This window comes from Streptomyces chumphonensis, assembly GCF_014779715.1.
GTDB lineage: Bacteria > Actinomycetota > Actinomycetes > Streptomycetales > Streptomycetaceae > Streptomyces > Streptomyces chumphonensis.
This window is the reverse complement of record NZ_JACXYU010000008.1, coordinates 25,229-42,122: the sequence shown is the minus strand read 5'-3', so window position 1 is coordinate 42,122 and position 16,894 is coordinate 25,229. Positions and strand designations below refer to the sequence as shown.

Here is a 16,894-nt window from a genome sequence, read left to right as displayed (position 1 = left end):
CTCCGGGCCGCCCCCGGGTGGCGTCCCGCCGCGGGGAGGCTGTGCGGGACGTTTCGGGGGTGCGTGCGCGCGTCAGAAGGCGAAGACGGCGTGGTCCTCGGCGCTCAGCACGCAGGTGTTGCCGTAGGTGCGCTCGAAGGAGACGCGCTGCCCCTTCCAGACGCCCTCGGCGGTGACGACGACCGGGTCGTAGACCATCGGGCAGAACCGGTCGGGGTTGGTGGGCAGGGCCGTGAAGTCGCCGTTCGCGGCGGCCAGCTGGGTGCAGGCCGAGGCGGCGTCGGGGTGGGTGCCGGCGTCGGGCGCGCAGGACAGCGTCACCGCCCGCTCCGGTGCGGTGGTGGCGGCGCTGTCGCCGTGGGCGAGCGTCAGCGTGAGGGCCGACGGGGCGGGCGGCGAGGTGGGCTGCGAGGGCTGCGAGACGGGAGTGGCATGGGCGATGCCACCGCCGAACGGTACGAGCACGGCCGCTGTTATCAGCGTGCCCGTAGCCGCCAGCTTCGCGGGGATCCGCATGGTGTGCTTCCTTCCGCATGGGTGGTGCATCCAGGTTTGTCACCGGATGCCGGTGTGACGGATTGCGCTCCGGAGTCTGCCGATTACTCCCGTCCTTTGCACGTCGACCCATCATTTTTGGAAACGTTGCGTACTCAATCAGTGGCCCGATGTGACGATGCGTCAAGGTCTTGGCCTGGCGTGCAGAAGGGGCGCGCGTCGGGCGGGGCTGTGATCGACCGGTCACGCTCCGCTCGGTAATCGGCTGGAAACAGCCCGCTGCCACCGTGGCGAGGGGGTGTTCCCGGAGCGCGGTGACGCCGTAGGGTCGGCTCCGTGTGCGATACACCGACCCTCGCCGATGCGGCCCGTCCCGCTGCCGCCGACCCGGCGGAGACCGAGCGTGTCACCGCGTTCCTGCGGGCCCTCGGCCTGCCCGGCCTCGTCGACGTGCACACCCACTTCATGCCGCAGCGGGTGCTCGACAAGGTGTGGGCGTACTTCGACGCCGCCGGCCCGCTGATGCCGCTGCGGTGGCCGATCACCTACCGCTACCCGGAGGACGAGCGTCTCGCGGTCCTGCGCGGCTTCGGCGTGCGCGCGTTCACCGCCATGATCTACCCGCACAAGCCCGGCATGGCCGCCTGGCTCAACGCCTGGAGCGCGCGGTTCGCCGCCCGGAACGCCGACTGCCTGCACACCGCGACGTTCTTCCCCGAGCCGGACGCGCCCCGCTACGTCGCGCGCGCCCTCGACGAGGGCGCGCGGGTGTGCAAGGCGCACGTCCAGGTCGGCGACTACGACCCCAGCGACCCGCTCCTGGACGCCGTCTGGGGGCTGTTGGCCGACGCCGGCGTCCCGACCGTGATCCACTGCGGCTCGGGTCCGGTGCCGGGCACGTACACCGGGCCCGGCCCGGTGGCGGCCGTCCTGGCGCGGCACCCCCGACTACGCCTGATCGTCGCCCACATGGGCATGCCCGAGTGCGCGGAGTTCCTCGACCTGGCCGCGGCCCACCCCGGTGTCCACCTGGACACCACGATGGCGTTCACGGACTTCACCGAGGCGCTGATGCCGTTCCCCGTCGCGCTCCGTCCCCGCCTCGCCGACGTGGGGGACCGCATCCTCTTCGGCAGCGACTACCCCAACATCCCCTACGGCTACGCGCACGCCCTCGACGCGCTGACCCGGCTCGACCAGGACGACGCCTGGCTGCGCGCCGTCGTGCACGACAACGCGGCCCGCCTCTTCTCCCTCCCGCCCGCCTGACGCACCGTCCGGGGCGCGCGTTCCCGCTCACCCCGCCCGCACGCAGCCCGCTCACCCCGCCCGCTCACCCCGCCCCGTGCGGCTCGGCGTAGCGTGCGGCCAGCGCGGCGGCGCGGTCCCGCAGCGCGCCGCGCAGCGGGGGTGGGCCGAGCGCCTCCGCGTCCGTCCCGAGCCGCCACAGCGCCCAGACGGCGTGCCGCAGGTCCTGGAAGGTCACCTCCAGTCGCAGCCGGCCCTCCTCGGCGGGTTCCTCGACGCGGACGGCCAGCGCGGTGTCGAGCAGTTCCTCCCGCCGTGCCGGTTCGATCCGCACCGGCACCGTGAGGTGATCGCCGTCGGAGAGGAACCGGGCGGAACGTTCCCGCCAGATCCGGTCCAGATCGATCCGGTTCGGCCGCTCCGCCGCCTCGGGCAGTTCCTCGGCGGCCAGCACCCGCGACAACCGGTACGTGCGGTCCGCGCCCGCCCGCGTGGCGAGCAGGTAGGTGCGTTCGCGCACGGTGACCAGGCCGATCGGGTCCACCGTGCGCCACTGCGGTTCCCGGCCCGTGGCCGCGTAGTGGAGGCGCAGCCTGTGCCCGACGAGCACCGCGCGCCGGACCTCGGCCATGGTGGGGCCGGGGACGTCCTCGGTCACCGCGCGTCGGGCGAGCAGGTCGGTCTCCGGCTCCACGAGGAACCGCTCGGCCGCGCCGCTCGCGGTGGCCCGGTGGCTGTCGGGCAGGGCGTCGACGACCTTCCGCATGGCCGAGGCGAGCGCGGAGCCGAGGCCGAACGCCTGCTCGCCGCGCGCCGTTCCGGCCGTCAGCAGCGCGAGCGCCTCCTCGTGGTTCAACCCGGTGAGTTCGGTCCGGAAGCCGGGCAGCAGGGCGAAGCCCCCGTGCCGGCCGCGTTCGGCGTAGACGGGGACGCCCGCCCCGGACAGCGCCTCGATGTCGCGCAGCACGGTGCGGGTGGACACCTCCAGTTCGCGGGCGAGCGTGGCCGCCGTCAACCGGCCGTGCCGGCGCAGCAGAAGGACCAGGGAGACCAGCCGGTCGGCGCGCACCCGAGAACTGTACGAAATACATGACGAAAGATGTCGTGATGAGCCGACAAACTCGTGCCCGCGACGTCCGGCCGGTGCCCACCGGGCTGTCGGACGTGCGTACGCGCAGACTCCCGACGAGGCGAAACGAGCTGATGTGACGATGGAACGCACGGCGGTCAACCCGGTGACGTGGTCGGTGGACAAGGGCTTCCACCAGGGCGAGCTGGTCTCGGGCCACACCCGGACCCTGTACATCTCGGGCCAGACCGCGACGAGTGCCGAGGGCGCCCCCCTGCACGACGGGGACATGGCGGCGCAGTTGGCGTTGAGTGTCGACAACGTGGCGGCGGTGCTCCGCGAGGCGGGCATGTCCCTCGCGAACCTCGTCCGGCTGAACGTCTACACGACGGACGTCGACCGGCTCTTCCCGCACTACGGCCTGCTGGCGGAGCGGCTGGCGGCGGCGGGGGTGGCCCCGACGACCACGATGCTCGGCGTGAGCCGGCTGGCGATCCCCGGTCAGTTGGTCGAGCTGGAGGGGACCGCCGTGGCCTGAGGCGGCGGGTCGCCCCGGCGGGCGGTGTCCCGTCGGGGCGACCCCAAGGTCGGTCCGGGGCGAGCTGCCGCCGCGCGCGCAGCGGACGGCACCCGAGCGTGGGACGCGGGGGCCGTCACGACGAGGTCTTCAACGGGACCTCCCGCACGCACACCACCAGCACCAGGGCCACCAGGGCGAACGGGGCGGCGGCCAGGTAGATGTCGCCGATGCCGTGGCCGTAGGCGTTCTCGATGACCGCCCGCACCGGCGCGGGCAGCGCGTCCAGGTCCGGGATGGCGCTGCCGTCGCCCCCGGTGGGCCCGCCGTGCGTCATGCCGGCCCGGGCCATGCCGTCGCGGACGTAGACCGTGATGCGCTCGGAGAGCACCGCGCCGAGGACGGAGACGCCCACCGCGCCGCCCAGCGAGCGGAAGAAGGTGATGGTGGAGCTGGCCGTGCCGAGATCGGCGAGCGAGACCTGGTTCTGCGTCGCCAGCACGAGGTTCTGCATCATCATGCCCACGCCGAGGCCGAGCAGGGCCATGAACGTCCCGACCTGCCAGTACGGCGTGTCCTGACGCATGCCGCCGAGCAGGCCGAGCCCGGCGGTGGTGAGCGTGGCGCCGGTCACCAGCCACCGCTTCCAGCGGCCGGTGCGCGTGATGACCAGGCCGGAGATCGTCGAGGAGAGGAAGAGGCCGCCGATCATCGGAATCGTCAGGACGCCGGACATCGTCGGCGACTCGCCGCGCGCGAGCTGGAAGTACTGGCTCAGGAAGACGGTCGCGCCGAACATGGCGACGCCGACGAACATCGACGCGAGGGCGGTCAGCGTGATCGTCCGGTTGCGGAAGAGGCGCAGCGGGATGATCGGCTCGGCCGCGCGCGACTCGACGCGCACGAACGCCAGCGCGAGGACGAGTGAGCCACCGGTCATCAGGGCCGTCTGCCAGGACCACCACGGGTAGTTCGTGCCGGCCAGGGTCACCCAGATCAGCAGCAGCGAGACGGCTGCGCTGACCAGGAGGGCGCCCAGCCAGTCGATGCGGGCGCCCGCGCGGCGGACGACGGGCAGCTTCAGCGTCTTCTGCAGGACGACGAGCGCGATGACGGCGAAGGGCACGCTCACGTAGAAGCACCAGCGCCAGCCGAGCCCGGGAGCGTCGGTGATCACGCCGCCCAGCAGCGGCCCGCCGACCGTCGCGACTGCGAACGTCGCGCCGAAGTAACCGCTGTAGCGGCCGCGTTCACGCGGGGGGACCATCGCGGCGAGGATCGTCTGGGCGAGGGCGACCAGCCCGCCCATGCCGAGGCCCTGCACCGCGCGGAAGGCGATGAGCTGCCCGGTGCTCTGGGAGAGCCCGGCGCCCGCCGAGGCGAGCACGAAGATCACGATCGCGGTCTGTACGAGCGCCTTCTTGCTCGTGAGGTCCGCCAGCTTGCCCCACAGCGGAGTGGAGGCGGTCATGGTCAGCAGGGAGGCCGTCACCACCCAGGTGTAGGCGCCCTGGCCGCCGCCGAGGTCGGAGACGATGCGCGGCAGGGCGTTGGAGACGACCGTCGAGGACAGGATGGCCACGAACATGCCGAGCAGCAGGCCCGACAGGGCCTCCATGACCTGCCGGTGCGTCATCGCCGGGGCGCCGCCGCCCGGCGTCCCGCCCCGGGCCTCCTCCGCCGCGTCCACCGGCTCGGGGGCTATGCCGCCCTCGGCCGTCCCTGTCCTCGCCATGCACCCTCCACTATTCGTTGCTCTAAGCAACTATAGGAGCGGGGTCGCCGAAGCCCAAACGCAATCCGGGCAGGAGAGGCAAACAATCCTTAAAGCTCCGGTCCGTGGCAGCCGGAGGCGGTGGCTGGGTGCGCCGGCTCACCGCTGTTCGCTAAGGTCGCGCGTATGGCTCATCACCCCCAGTCGCCGGGCGGCTCCCCGGGCAACCAGGACCCGGCCGGCAGCACGCAGATGTTCCGCGCCTTCGTCGACGAGGGCGGCCCGCGAAGAGCGGCCGCCGCCCAGCCCTCCGGCGGCAACCGCACCGCGCTGATCGTGGGCGTCGTCCTGGCGCTCGCCGCCGTGGCCGCCGTCCTGTGGGTCGTCCTCGGCTGAGCCCGAGGCCCGGCCCCGACCCGACACGCCGGGCCGGTGAGCGGCCCGCCCGCCGCAGCGTCGTCGCGCGGCGGGCTGCTCCCGGCCCCCGGCTCCCGTCCCTCCCGGTCCTGTCGCGCCTGCCGGTCCCGCCGTGCCCCGCCGGCTCACTCCTCGGCGATCAGGCCGTCCCGCAGCTGCGCCAGCGTCCGCGTCAACAGCCGGGAGACGTGCATCTGCGAGATGCCGACCTCCTCGCCGATCTGCGACTGCGTCATGTTCCCGAAGAACCGCAGCATGATGATCTGCCGCTCCCGGGCGGGCAGGCGGGCCAGCAGCGGCTTCAGGGACTCGCGGTACTCCACGCCCTCCAACGCGGTGTCCTCGTAGCCCAGCCGGTCCGCGAGCGACCCCTCGCCGCCGTCCTCCTCCAGCGCGGGGGAGTCGAGCGAACTGGCGGTGTAGGCGTTCCCCACGGCCAGGCCGTCGACGACGTCCTCCTCGGTCACCCCGAGGCACACGGCCAGCTCGGCGACGGTGGGCGACCGGTCGAGCTTCTGGGACAGCTCGTCGCTCGCCTTCGTCAGCGCCAGCCGCAGCTCCTGGAGGCGCCGGGGCACCCGCACGGACCAGGACGTGTCGCGGAAGAACCGCTTGATCTCGCCGACGACCGTCGGCATCGCGAACGTCGGGAACTCCACGCCCCGTTCGCTGTCGAACCGGTCGATCGCCTTGATCAGCCCGATCGTGCCGACCTGGACGATGTCCTCCATCGGCTCGTTGCGGCTGCGGAACCGCGCCGCCGCGTACCGCACCAGCGGCAGGTTCAACTCGATCAGGGTGTCGCGCACATAGGCCCGCTCCGGGCTGTCCTGCGGGAGCGACGCCAGCCGCAGGAACAGGGAGCGGGACAGGGTACGGGTGTCGAGTGCGGTGACGTCGGGCGGCGGTGGCTCGGCCACGGCGCCGGACGTCTCGGACAACGCGGTGTGCTCCGCGTCGGTGCCGATCTCCTCGGTGTCCTCGGTGAGCACCTTGGAGCTGCCCAGTTCTACGGACATGCCACCCCCTTGGGTCGCGGACGGGTCGCAGCGGCCCCTCGCACGCGAGGGCTGCACCTCAAGCTCAATACCGGTGGTGCCGCCACGGCAAACGCAGTTCTTGCAGAATGTCACAAGTCAGCAACACGACGTAGCGCCATGTCGATAAAACAGCACAGCTCCATGAGTGCGCAACCCAGTCGTGTGTCGCTCGAACTGATTAGGCGTCGATGGTGTTTGCGGCACGCAGACGGGCGAAGCTCCGCGAGAGCAGCCGGGACACGTGCATCTGGGACACCCCCAGCTCCGCGCTGATCTGCGACTGCGTCAGATTGCTGTAGTACCGCAGCAGCAGAATCCGCTGCTCCCGCTCGGGCAACTGCACGAGGAGGTGGCGGACGAGGTCGCGGTGCTCCACCCCGGCGAGCGCCGGATCCTCGTAGCCGAGCCGGTCGATCAGCCCCGGCAGCCCGTCGTCCCGCTCCTGGGCGGCCTCCAGGGACGTCGCCCGGTAGGCGCGGCCCGCCTCCATGCAGGCCAGCACCTCGTCCTCCGTGACGCCCAACCGCTCGGCGATCTCGGGCGTCGTCGGATTGCGCCCGTGGAGCACCGTCAGGTCCTCCGCCGCCGCGCTCACCTGGGCCCACATCTCGTGCAGCCGGCGCGGCACGTGCACCGTCCGCACGTTGTCGCGGAAGTACCGGCGGATCTCCCCGATGATCGTCGGCATCGCGAACGTCGGGAACTGCACGCCCCGCTCCGGGTCGAACCGGTCGATCGCGTTGATCAGGCCGATCGTGCCGACCTGGACGACGTCCTCCATCGGCTCGTTCCGGTGCCGGAACCGGGAGGCCACGTAGCGGACGAGCGGGATGTTGGCCTCGATCAGGGCCCCCCGCACCCGGTCGTGCTCGGCGGTGCCCGGTTCCTGCCCGGCCAGCTGTTCGAAGAGCATCTGTGTCAGCGCCCGAGTCCTCGCGCTGCGGCTCCCGCCGGCCTGAGTCCCCGCCACCTCCGACCACCCCTTCACGGTTCACATCCGGCAAAAGCGGTCATAGCATCACCATCAGGGTGAGCTGTGTGCAAGCACCGGGAAAATCCGTGTTGGTGGCCGTGCAACCGAACGGCCCCTCGGCCGTCAACCGCCCGCAGGGCCGTTCGGACCAGCGTCAGTTGACAAGCTGCGTCATGAACTCGCCGACGCCCTTGGCGGCGTCCGATATCCCCGTGAACCCCACGCCGACCAGCTCGGCGGCCCGGTCCGGCGACTGAATGATCGTGTACAGCACGAACACCAGGAGAACGCCCAGGACGACCTTCTTGATATCCACCGTGCGCCGCCCCCTCCAGGCCCCGTGACGCGCCCGCCGCGAGCGCCTCGCGTCCCCTGAGCGCAGTCGCGAGAGTCTAACCGCCACCCCGTTCGAACGGCGCCCCGCGCTCGACGCCGCGCACGCCCGCCGGACCCGCGCTCCGCGCCGTCCGCCGACCCACCCCACCCCGCTTCACCCGCCCCGACCCGTTGCTCCGGCAACCCCGGCAACCCCGGCAACCCCGGGCCCCCGGTCCGCCGCCGGGCGACGTCCCGACGGGCGGGCGGACACGACGAAGGGCCGGACCCCTGCGGGGCCGGCCCTTCGTTCGTCCTGCTCACAAGCGGTAGCGGTGGGATTTGAACCCACGGAGGAGTTGCCCCCTCACTCGCTTTCGAGGCGAGCTCCTTCGGCCGCTCGGACACGCTACCGGGAGAGAGCTTAGCCCACGCCCGGGCCCGTGCCGAAATCGGTTCCGGACCGGTCCCGGAAGAACGCCGTCAGCACCCCCCCGCACTCCTGCGCGAGGACGCCCGCGATCACCTCGGGGCGGTGGTTGAGCCGGCGGTCGCGGACGGCGTCCCACAGGGAGCCGGCCGCGCCCGCCTTGGCGTCCCGGGCGCCGTAGACGACGCGGTCCACCCGGGCCAGCACCAGGGCGCCCGCGCACATCGTGCACGGTTCGAGCGTCACGACCAGCGTGCAGCCCGTCAGCCGCCACTCGCCGACCGCCCGGGAGGCGGCGCGCAGGGCCAGGACCTCCGCGTGGGCGGTCGGGTCGCCGGCGGCCTCGCGCTCGTTGTGCCCCCGGCCGAGGACCGTCCGGCCGTCCGGCCCCAGGACGACCGCGCCCACCGGGACGTCGCCGCCCTCCGGGGCGCGCCGGGCCTCGGCCAGGGCGAGCCGCATCGCGGGGAGCCACGGGTCACGGACGGGGTCTGCGGAAGGGGGCGCCATGCCCTCCAGTGTCGCCCCTTCCGCACACCCGCCCCACGCCGGTGCCGCGGCGCCGGGCTACCGGACGGCCTCCAGCACGTCCGTGCAGCCCAGCGCCTCCGCGATCTGCGCCATCGCCTCGTCGGCCGAGAGCAGGACGACGTCCTCCGCGCCCATGCCGAGGTCGGCCAGCAGCTCCGCGTCGCCGACCGGCCCCTCCGGCACCGTCTCGGCGCCGGAGCCGGACACGTCCCCGTCCGGCTCCGGCTCGCCGTCCTCCGTGCCGTCGAGATCGGTCAGGCTGTCGAGGTCGTCGACGGCGCGGGGCTCGCGGCCGAGCATCTCGTCGGTGAGCAGGATCTCCCCGTACGCGCTGCGCGCCGCGGCGGCGGCGCCGGACACGAAGATCCGCGGGTCGTCCTCCCCGTCGACGCGGACGACGCCGAACCAGGCGCCCTCCTGCTCGATGCAGATCAGGACCGTGTCGTCGTCGACGGACGCCTCGCGGGCGACGTCGGTGAGATCGGCCAGGGTTTCCACATTGTCGAGTTCTGTGTCGCTCGCTTCCCAACCCTCATCGGTACGAGCGAGCAGTGCGGCGAAGTACACCGTGACTCTCCCACTGGTTTCCAACGTTCCCGAGGTTCAAGTGGGGCGACGCCCCGCTCATTCGGAATCGTGACAGAAACAGGGGCTCCGAGAGGAGTCTTCGGGCGTGCGTCGGCGCAGGTGTTTGCCGATCGCCCGAGTGCCCGCCCCGCCGCGCGCGGCGCGGCGGCGTCCCCCGAGCCCCGCCGGCGTCGGGAGGCCGCGCCCCTCTCACCAGCGGAACGTGCGCATCCGCATCTGCTCGCGCATCCGGGCGGCGCGGGCACGCCGGGGCTGGACGCGGTCCCGCAGGGCCTTGGCCTCGGTCAGTTCCCGCAGGAAGAGGGCACGCTTGCGGAGCCGCTCTGGATCGGACACGCGGTCCTCACCGGTGTGGCGCGCTCCGGACCGCTCGGCGGACCCGGGGCCCGCCCGGTCCGCCACCGGCCTGCCGCGCTGCGCACGGGGCTCCGGTGCGGCGGCGTGCTCGGCCGGGCGCCGCGCGTCGGGGGCGTCGGATGCGTCGGGCATGGGCCTCACCTCCGGCATATGCGTCCACTTTCCCCGGAACACCCGTTTCACGCCACCGGTAGGGTCGAGGGCATGCGGACCCACGTCGTCGACCATCCCCTCGTCGCCCACAAGCTCAGCACGCTGCGCGACAGGCGTACCGATTCCCCCACCTTCCGGCGCCTCGCCGACGAGCTCGTGACCCTGCTCGCCTACGAGGCCACGCGCGACGTGCGCACCGAGCGGGTCGACATCGAGACGCCCGTCACGGCGACCACCGGTGTGCGGCTGTCCCGTCCGCGACCGCTGGTCGTGCCCATCCTGCGGGCGGGACTCGGCATGCTGGAGGGCATGGTGCGGCTCCTCCCCACAGCCGAGGTCGGCTTCCTGGGCATGATCCGCGACGAGGAGACGCTGCAGGCGTCCACGTACGCGACCCGGATGCCCGAGGAGCTGTCCGGGCGGCAGGTCTACGTCCTGGACCCCATGCTCGCCACCGGCGGCACGCTCGTCGCGGCCATCCAGGAGCTGATCTCGCGCGGCGCGGACGACGTCACGGCGATCTGCCTGCTCGCCGCCCCCGAGGGCGTGGAGCTGATGGAGCGGGAGCTGGCCGGCACACCGGTGACCGTGGTGACGGCCGCCGTCGACGAACGGCTCAACGACCAGGGCTACATCGTGCCGGGCCTCGGCGACGCCGGTGACCGGATGTACGGCACGGCCGACTGATCGGCGCCGGGCGCCTCGGCCGCGCGGAGCGGTGGCGGGGCGGGCCGCGGTCTCAGCAGCCCGTGGGGGAGGGCTCCGGCGCGGGGCTGGCCAGCGCCGCCACGGTCTTCGCCGCCGTCTTCGGCGCGGTGAGGCTGCGGAACGCGTCGCCCAGCACCAGATCCACGCTGTCGGCGGCGGCGCCCTCGCGGGCGGCGTTCGTGCGGGTCTCGGCCTTCGCCAGATGGGCGGTCAGCAGCGTCAGGGCCCCGTCGGCCTCCGCCTTCTCCGTGCCGATGAGCAGGCCCGGCCCCTTCACCGTGCCGTCCAGCTCGGGCGGGGCGTTGTCGACCGCACCGATGGTGAAGCCGCGCTTCTCGAGCTCGTCGGCCGTCCGCTGCGCCAGACCGGTACGCCGGGTCGCGTTGAGCACGTTGACGGTGACGGCCGCCGGCTCCGCCACCTTCTCGGCCGTCCCCGCCACCGGTCGGACATCCTGCGCGGAGGCGGACGGGGAGGGCGTGCACCCGGCGGCGTGCGCCGTGTTGAGCGGCGCTGAGTCCCCGGAGAAGACCGAGACGAGCTCCAACGTGCCCCACGAGAGCAACGCGAGCGCGGTGACGCCGGTGACGGCGCTCAGAACGATCCGGTGCCGGCCGCGGCGACGCCGCATGCGCGGGTAACGGTCACCCGTGATGCGGTACTCCCCACCCAGGCCAGGGGGCGTCAGCATGCTCATGGCCGAAGAGTATCGCCGCCGGGCTGAAGTGCGTACAGGCTGACTTACGTACGGACGTGGGTGCGCCCCGAAAGAGTCACCGCACTACGGGAAAAGGCGCAGTCCGCTCCGGCCGACGCCACCGGCGGCGGTGGTCCGCCGCAGACCGCGTCAGTCCAGTTCCAGAACGCGGGCGTGCAGCACCTGACGCTGCTGCAGCGCCGCCCGCACGGCGCGGTGCAGCCCGTCCTCCAGGTAGAGGTCGCCCTGCCACTTCACGACGTGGGCGAAGAGGTCGCCGTAGAACGTCGAGTCCTCCGCGAGAAGCGTCTCCAGGTCGAGCTGGCCCTTGGTCGTGACGAGCTGGTCCAGGCGTACCGGGCGTGGGGCCACGTCCGCCCACTGCCGGGTGCTGTCCCGGCCATGGTCGGGGTACGGCCGACCGTTTCCGATTCGCTTGAAGATCACACGGAAAGCCTACCGGGCGGGCGGCGCGGGGCGCAGCCTCGCGGGCCCCCGCGCGGCCCGCGTTTCCACGCGTCCGCCGCGGCTGGGAGCCGAGGCGGGGCAACGGGGCCGCAGGGCGTGCGGACCCGCCGCACGGCGCGGGCGCCGTACCGGTCACGACCGGTACGGCGCCCGCGGTGCGAACGATCGGCGGAGGTCAGCTGGTCTCGCCGCCGTGGTGGTGGTCGTGCCCGCCGTCGGTGTCGGCGCCCTCTCCGGACGGCACGAACGGCACGGCGCGGCCGAGGGACGAGGTGTCCCAGGCGTAGCGGCCGACCGCGTCCGCGATCACCCGGACGTTGACGTCGAGCGCGTGCCGGTTGACGTTGTCGATGTCGTCACAGGCCAGGTGGTAGCACGCGTCGTAGGCCACGCCGGCCTCTCCGCCCCACAGCTCCACCTGCTCGTCGGTCTTGAGGCCCTCGGCGCCGGTGAACGTCCCACCGGAGGGGATGCCGACCTCGATGAACGGCCCGTAGTCGGAGCGGCCCGAGAAGTCCGTGCCACGCGGCTCCTCACCGCGCGACCGGATGAACTCGTTGATGCCGTACTCGATCTGGGCCGAGCCCTCCGGGCCCGCCGGTGCGCCGACGCCGTCGGAGTCGTCACCGTCGTAGACGAACAGGCCGTAGTTGGGCGAGGCGATCATGTCGAAGTTGAGGTACAGCGCGATGTCCTCCTGCGCGTCCTCCGACAGGTCGCCGACGTAGTGCTCAGCGCCCAGCAGCCCCAGCTCCTCGGCGCTCCACAGCGCGAAGCGCACCTTGTTCTCCGGCTGCTTCGGGTGGTCCCGGTGCCACTGCTTGGTCTCCTTGGCGTACTGGAGGGCCGTCTCCAGAACTCCCGCCGAGCCCGAGGCGTTGTCGTTGATGCCGGGGCCGTCGGCGACGGAGTCGAGGTGCGCGCCGACCATGACGACGTTGTCCGCGTCGCCGCCGCGCGTCTCGGCGATGACGTTGGCCGTGGTCCGCTCCTCCTGGAACTCGATGACCTCCAGGTTGACGGACACGTCACCCGCCTCGACCGCGTCGGACAGTGCCTCGCCGTCGGCCTTCGTGATGCCGCCCGTCGGAATCACCCCGACGTTCGGGTCGCCGAGGGTGCCGTTCAGCTCCCCTTCGGTGTTGTTGTAGATGACCGCGCCGATCGCTCCGGCCTCGGCCGCGGCCGTCTGCTTGGCAGCGAACGTGCAGCCGCCCCGCTGGATGAGGGCGATCTTGCCGCTGAAGTCGCCGGCCGCGAAGTCGTCCGCGGTACAGCCGGTGGTGCCGTCCGCGTCGACCGGTACCTGCGCGACGGACCCCTCGATGCCGCCCTCGGGCGTGCTCTCGGTGTACGTCATCAGCTTGATCGGGACGTCCCGCTGCTCGGGTGAGAGCACCGTCAGCTTCTCCGCGACCGTCTCGCGGTAGGTGAACTCGAAGTCCTGGTACGTCACCTTGTACCCGGCCGCGCGCAGCAGCGTTCCGGCGTACTTGGCGGACAGGTCGTAGCCCTTGCTACCGGCGGCGCGGTTGCCGTCGCTGATGTCGGCGATGGCCTGGAAGGCCCTCATGTGGCGGAAGGCGCGGTCGCCGGTCGTCTTGCGGACGAGCTTCTCGGCGAGCTTGGTTCCCTTGTCCTCCGGGCTCTGCTTGGCCGCGGCGGGGGTGGCGGTGGTGGTGAGGAGCAGGGGGGTCGCCACGGCGACCGCCGCGATCGCGGCCAGAGTGCGTCGTCTGCTCTTGGGCGAAGAAGGCACAGACAGTTCCTTCCGGTGGGGTACGGCAGGTGGCTGTTCGGCGGCGGGGGAGTGTTGTCCGCGATACGGACGCGCGCTGCACGGAAACGTAGCGTCCGAACGCGCGGATGGGAACGCTTGTGGCACGGGTGACTTGACTCCGTCGTCCGGACCACCACTCCTGCGCCGTGACGCCCGGACAGCCGGGGCAACGTCTCGCACAGACGTACCCGTCGGCACCGCTTCTCCCACCCTGGGGGCCGGTTCGTTAGGCCGTTTCGGCCTCGCCGCCCTCCGGGTGCCCCCGCGCCGGCCGAACCGAGTGGGCGCTCCTTCGGCAGCGAGGGGCGCGGCATGGTGAGGAGGGGGCGTTGCCGGGCGGTGCTCGCGGCGGGCTCGCGCGCCAGCCGCCCGAGCGGTCAGTTCGCCTGCCGTCGCCTGCCGGAGGGACGTCCCGAGCGGTGCCGCCGCACGGGTCTTCGCCTCCGTTATCCGTCTCCATGGCCGTCGTATCGGCCTTGAGGATGCGCAGGGTCTGACCGACACCGCGCGCGACCTGAGCCATCGGCCTGAGACTCCCCGCGCGTACGAGCGCGTAAGGTTCCGCAGGGAGTGCTTCCGCAAACGCGGGAGGCGCCCGCCCTGCCCGCACCCTGCGGGTACGTCCGCCTGCCGCGCAACGCGCTCTGACCGAGGACCTGTGCCGTGACCTCACTCGCGCTCGGACCCAGCTGGCTCGACCCGGATCACCTGATCGCGTCGTTCGGACTCATCGGCATCCTGATCATCGTCTTCGCGGAATCCGGGCTGCTGATCGGCTTCTTCCTACCGGGGGACTCCCTCCTTTTCACCACCGGCCTGCTCGTCGCCACCGGTCAGTACCTCAGCTACCCGCTGTGGCTGGTGTGCACGTTGATCGTCATCGCCGCCGTGGCGGGAGACCAGGTGGGGTACCTGTTCGGGCGCAAGGTCGGCCCCGCGCTCTTCCGCCGACCCGACTCCCGGTTCTTCAAGCAGGAGAACGTGGCGAAGGCCCACGTCTTCTTCGAGAGGCACGGTCCCCGGTCCATCGTCCTGGCCCGTTTCGTGCCGATCGTGCGGACCTTCACTCCGATCGTCGCCGGTGTGAGCCACATGCGCTACCGCACGTTCGTGACGTTCAACGTCGTCGGCGGTGTGCTGTGGGGCGCCGGTGTGACCGTGTTGGGCGCGATGCTCGGCCGGATCGACTTCGTCCGCGCTCACGTCGAACCCATCCTGCTCGGCATCGTCCTCCTCTCGGTCACCCCGATCATCGCGGAGGTCTGGCGGGCTCGTCGGCAGGGCCGCCGGGCCGCGCGCAGTGCCGCCGGCAATCGGCCCGAGGACGCTGCCCCGGTCCTCACCGACGGCGTTCACGACGGACGGGGTGGGTCGACGGGAGCCACCACCGGTCCGTGAGCCGACCGCCCTCAGGCGCGAGCGCGGTAGGCGCGCAGGGCCAGCGGGATGAAGACCGCGGCTATGCCCGCTGCCCAGATCAGCGACCACAGCACCGGCCCGGCGATCTCCCCGCCCACCAGCAGGCCGCGGAAGGCGTCGGACAGGTGGGTGACCGGGTTGATGTCGACCCACGCCTGCAGCCAACCGGGCATCGTCTCGACGCGGACGAACGCGCTGCTGGTGAAGGTGATCGGGAAGATCAGAGTGAAGGCGAAGACCTGCACCTTCTCCGGGTCACCGGCGAGCATGCCGATGAGCACGGCGCTCCAGGACACCGCGAGTGCGAACACCAGGAGCAGCAGGCCGCCCCCCACGAAGCCCTCAAGGCCGCCGGTGATCCGGAAGCCCAGCACCGCCCCGAGGGCCAGCATCAGCAACATCGCCCACAGTTGCTTGGCCAGGTCGGCGGCGATCCGTCCGAAGAGGGGGGCAGAGCGGGCTATGGGCAGGCTGCGCAACCGGTCGAAGACGCCCTTGGTCAGGTCGCTGTTGAGCGACATGGCCGTGTACATGGTCATGAAGAGGGTGTTCTGGACGATGATGCCAGGGAGGGCGTACTGCAGGTACTCCTCCGGAGAACCGGCCATCTGCCCGCCGAAGACGTAGGTGAAGAGAAACACGAACATGATCGGCGTGATGCTGTAGTCGACCAGTTCGAGTGGGTTGTGCTTGACGGACACCAGGCTGCGCCAGGCCATCGTCCCCGTCTGCCGCAGGCCGGCGCCCGGGCGGACCCGGCCCCCCTTCGTGAGGGGCGCGGTGATCGTCGTCGCCGTCATGACCCGCCTCCCGTACTGCCCACCCGCTCGAACGCCGCGTCGTCCGGCGAGCTCGGCTGTTCCTCCGGGCGCTGCGCGGGCTCCGCCCGGTGCCCGGTCAGGGCGAGGAACACCTCGTCGAGCGAAGAGCGGCGCAGCGCGAGCTCGCCTATCGGTATGTCCGCGCGGTCCAGTCGGCGCACGACGGCCGGCATCAGCGCCGGGTCCTTCACGGGCGCGATGATCATCCCGGACTCGACGTGGGTCTCCCCGCCGGCGGCCTCGGTGACGAGGGCGTGCACCCTCTCCAGGTCCTGGGGCCGCAGGGGGCGCAGCTGGAGGACCTGGCCGCCCACGGCCGACTTCAGCTCGTCCGGCGTCCCCTCGGCGATGACCCGGCCCTTGTCGATCACGACGACCTCGTCGGCCAGCTTGTCGGCCTCCTCCAGGTACTGGGTGGTGAGCAGCGCCGTGACGCCCTCGGCGACCAGCCCCCGCAGCATGTCCCAGACCTCGCCCCGGCTGTGCGGGTCCAGCCCCGTCGTCGGCTCGTCGAGGAAGAGGATCTGCGGACGGCCGACCAGGCTCGCCGCGAGGTCCAGCCGACGGCGCATTCCGCCGGAGAAGCCCTTCACCGCGCGCCCACCGGCCTCGCTGAGCTGGAACCGGTCCAGGAGCTCGGCGGCCCGGCCCTTCGCCACGCGTCGCGGCATGCCGAGCAGGCGTCCGATCAGCAGCAGGTTCTCCGTGCCGGTGAGGTTCTCGTCGACCGCCGCGTACTGGCCCGTCAGGCCGACGGCCGCCCTCACCCTGCCCGGCTCCCGCGCGACGTCGTGCCCCGCGACCACCGCGCGGCCGCCGTCCGGCCGGATCAACGTGGCGAAGATCCGGACGGCCGTCGTCTTGCCCGCGCCGTTGGGGCCGAGCAGCCCGAGCACGCTGCCCGTCCGCGCCTCCAGGTCCACCCCGTCGAGCGCCTGCGTCTCCTTGAACCGCTTCTTCAGGCCCTCGGCCTGGATCGCGTAACTCATCAGCAAGTCCCTCCGTCCTCCACAACAACTGTGACGCAGGCCACCCACATTCCTCCACAGATGACGCAGAGAAGGCATAGCGAATGATTTGGTGAAAAGATGACCCAAGCGCGGGGATCCGGGTCGGCCCCACCGAATGGACCGGCCCACTCGCCCCCGTCGGCA

At 72.1% G+C, this 16,894-nt stretch carries 18 protein-coding genes, 1 tRNA gene and 1 pseudogene; 5 read left to right on the top strand and 15 right to left on the bottom strand.

The features are described 5' to 3' along the window. Positions 1 to 72: 72 nt before the first annotated feature. A complete protein-coding gene (locus IF129_RS16180) occupies positions 73 to 516 on the bottom strand; it encodes a subtilase-type protease inhibitor (protein ID WP_191210381.1) in 444 nt (147 codons plus the stop codon). A 396-nt stretch (positions 517 to 912) separates the two neighbouring features. On the opposite strand from IF129_RS16180, the gene IF129_RS16175 reads away from it, so the two are divergent. Continuing rightward, positions 913 to 1,764: an amidohydrolase family protein gene (locus tag IF129_RS16175; RefSeq protein WP_224755090.1), complete on the top strand. Its 852-nt coding sequence runs from the start codon at positions 913 to 915 to the stop codon at positions 1,762 to 1,764. Between the two features lie 64 nt (positions 1,765 to 1,828). Here the strand turns inward: IF129_RS16175 and IF129_RS16170 are convergent, their stop codons facing one another. Continuing rightward, positions 1,829 to 2,812: a helix-turn-helix transcriptional regulator gene (locus tag IF129_RS16170; protein ID WP_191210379.1), complete on the bottom strand. Its 984-nt coding sequence runs from the start codon at positions 2,810 to 2,812 to the stop codon at positions 1,829 to 1,831. Between the two features lie 142 nt (positions 2,813 to 2,954). Here IF129_RS16170 and IF129_RS16165 point away from each other — a divergent pair, with 142 nt between their 5' ends. Then, entirely contained in the window at positions 2,955 to 3,350 is a 396-nt protein-coding gene (locus IF129_RS16165; protein ID WP_191210537.1) for a RidA family protein, read from the top strand. Here the strand turns inward: IF129_RS16165 and IF129_RS16160 are convergent. Further along, a pseudogene (locus tag IF129_RS16160) lies at positions 3,314 to 4,965 on the bottom strand (MDR family MFS transporter). The gene IF129_RS16165 and the pseudogene IF129_RS16160 overlap by 37 nt on opposite strands. A gap of 264 nt (positions 4,966 to 5,229) precedes the next feature. Between IF129_RS16160 and IF129_RS16155 the strand changes: the two are divergent. Beyond that, positions 5,230 to 5,439 (top strand): hypothetical protein, encoded by a 210-nt coding sequence (locus tag IF129_RS16155; protein WP_191210377.1) that lies wholly within the window; start codon positions 5,230 to 5,232, stop codon positions 5,437 to 5,439. 146 nt (positions 5,440 to 5,585) lie between these two features. On the opposite strand, the gene IF129_RS16150 is transcribed toward IF129_RS16155, so the two are convergent. The 7 genes from IF129_RS16150 to IF129_RS16120 form a co-directional block, all read right to left on the bottom strand. Then, positions 5,586 to 6,479: an RNA polymerase sigma factor SigF gene (locus IF129_RS16150; protein WP_191210376.1), complete on the bottom strand. Its 894-nt coding sequence runs from the start codon at positions 6,477 to 6,479 to the stop codon at positions 5,586 to 5,588. 199 nt (positions 6,480 to 6,678) lie between these two features. Continuing rightward, entirely contained in the window at positions 6,679 to 7,488 is an 810-nt protein-coding gene (locus tag IF129_RS16145) for an RNA polymerase sigma factor SigF (protein ID WP_318153778.1), read from the bottom strand. A 139-nt stretch (positions 7,489 to 7,627) separates the two neighbouring features. Beyond that, entirely contained in the window at positions 7,628 to 7,789 is a 162-nt protein-coding gene (locus IF129_RS16140; RefSeq protein ID WP_191210374.1) for a hypothetical protein, read from the bottom strand. A gap of 326 nt (positions 7,790 to 8,115) precedes the next feature. Continuing rightward, positions 8,116 to 8,202, bottom strand: a tRNA-Ser gene (locus IF129_RS16135). Between the two features lie 10 nt (positions 8,203 to 8,212). Beyond that, positions 8,213 to 8,728, bottom strand: coding sequence for a tRNA adenosine(34) deaminase TadA (gene tadA / locus IF129_RS16130; RefSeq protein ID WP_191210373.1), 516 nt, complete (start codon positions 8,726 to 8,728; stop codon positions 8,213 to 8,215). A gap of 57 nt (positions 8,729 to 8,785) precedes the next feature. Then, a complete protein-coding gene (locus tag IF129_RS16125; protein WP_191210372.1) occupies positions 8,786 to 9,316 on the bottom strand; it encodes a tRNA adenosine deaminase-associated protein in 531 nt (176 codons plus the stop codon). Positions 9,317 to 9,526: 210 nt separating this feature from the next. After that, a complete protein-coding gene (locus IF129_RS16120) occupies positions 9,527 to 9,826 on the bottom strand; it encodes a hypothetical protein (protein WP_224755070.1) in 300 nt (99 codons plus the stop codon). Between the two features lie 72 nt (positions 9,827 to 9,898). Here IF129_RS16120 and upp point away from each other — a divergent pair, with 72 nt between their 5' ends. Then, on the top strand, positions 9,899 to 10,534 hold the full coding sequence (gene upp, locus IF129_RS16115; protein ID WP_191210371.1) for a uracil phosphoribosyltransferase: 636 nt from the start codon (positions 9,899 to 9,901) through the stop codon (positions 10,532 to 10,534). A gap of 52 nt (positions 10,535 to 10,586) precedes the next feature. Here the strand turns inward: upp and IF129_RS16110 are convergent, their stop codons facing one another. From IF129_RS16110 to IF129_RS16100, 3 genes are all read right to left on the bottom strand, one after another. After that, positions 10,587 to 11,252, bottom strand: a complete 666-nt coding sequence (locus tag IF129_RS16110; protein ID WP_191210370.1) for a LytR C-terminal domain-containing protein — start codon at positions 11,250 to 11,252, stop codon at positions 10,587 to 10,589. 150 nt (positions 11,253 to 11,402) lie between these two features. Next, positions 11,403 to 11,699: a type II toxin-antitoxin system VapB family antitoxin gene (locus tag IF129_RS16105; RefSeq protein WP_071268372.1), complete on the bottom strand. Its 297-nt coding sequence runs from the start codon at positions 11,697 to 11,699 to the stop codon at positions 11,403 to 11,405. A 196-nt stretch (positions 11,700 to 11,895) separates the two neighbouring features. Next, complete coding sequence (locus IF129_RS16100; RefSeq protein WP_224755087.1) at positions 11,896 to 13,485, bottom strand: M28 family metallopeptidase; 1,590 nt, start codon at positions 13,483 to 13,485, stop codon at positions 11,896 to 11,898. A 678-nt stretch (positions 13,486 to 14,163) separates the two neighbouring features. Here IF129_RS16100 and IF129_RS16095 point away from each other — a divergent pair. After that, positions 14,164 to 14,898, top strand: a complete 735-nt coding sequence (locus IF129_RS16095) for a DedA family protein (protein ID WP_191210369.1) — start codon at positions 14,164 to 14,166, stop codon at positions 14,896 to 14,898. Between the two features lie 11 nt (positions 14,899 to 14,909). On the opposite strand, the gene IF129_RS16090 is transcribed toward IF129_RS16095, so the two are convergent. Further along, positions 14,910 to 15,719: an ABC transporter permease gene (locus tag IF129_RS16090; protein WP_191210368.1), complete on the bottom strand. Its 810-nt coding sequence runs from the start codon at positions 15,717 to 15,719 to the stop codon at positions 14,910 to 14,912. Next, positions 15,716 to 16,729 (bottom strand): ATP-binding cassette domain-containing protein, encoded by a 1,014-nt coding sequence (locus IF129_RS16085; RefSeq protein WP_191210367.1) that lies wholly within the window; start codon positions 16,727 to 16,729, stop codon positions 15,716 to 15,718. The genes IF129_RS16090 and IF129_RS16085 overlap by 4 nt, the downstream gene beginning before the upstream one ends. Between the last annotated feature and the right edge of the window lie 165 nt (positions 16,730 to 16,894).

Excerpts from the sequence above, each read along its gene's own strand:
- upp (WP_191210371.1), top strand. The coding sequence starts at position 9,899 with ATGCGGACCCACGTCGTCGACCATCCCCTCGTCGCCCACAAGCTCAGC.
- IF129_RS16090 (WP_191210368.1), bottom strand. The coding sequence starts at position 15,719 with ATGACGGCGACGACGATCACCGCGCCCCTCACGAAGGGGGGCCGGGTC.
- IF129_RS16120 (WP_224755070.1), bottom strand. The coding sequence starts at position 9,826 with ATGCCCGACGCATCCGACGCCCCCGACGCGCGGCGCCCGGCCGAGCAC.
- IF129_RS16085 (WP_191210367.1), bottom strand. The coding sequence starts at position 16,729 with ATGAGTTACGCGATCCAGGCCGAGGGCCTGAAGAAGCGGTTCAAGGAG.
- IF129_RS16165 (WP_191210537.1), top strand. The coding sequence starts at position 2,955 with ATGGAACGCACGGCGGTCAACCCGGTGACGTGGTCGGTGGACAAGGGC.
- IF129_RS16155 (WP_191210377.1), top strand. The coding sequence starts at position 5,230 with ATGGCTCATCACCCCCAGTCGCCGGGCGGCTCCCCGGGCAACCAGGAC.
- IF129_RS16180 (WP_191210381.1), bottom strand. The coding sequence starts at position 516 with ATGCGGATCCCCGCGAAGCTGGCGGCTACGGGCACGCTGATAACAGCG.
- tadA (WP_191210373.1), bottom strand. The coding sequence starts at position 8,728 with ATGGCGCCCCCTTCCGCAGACCCCGTCCGTGACCCGTGGCTCCCCGCG.
- IF129_RS16150 (WP_191210376.1), bottom strand. The coding sequence starts at position 6,479 with ATGTCCGTAGAACTGGGCAGCTCCAAGGTGCTCACCGAGGACACCGAG.
- IF129_RS16110 (WP_191210370.1), bottom strand. The coding sequence starts at position 11,252 with ATGAGCATGCTGACGCCCCCTGGCCTGGGTGGGGAGTACCGCATCACG.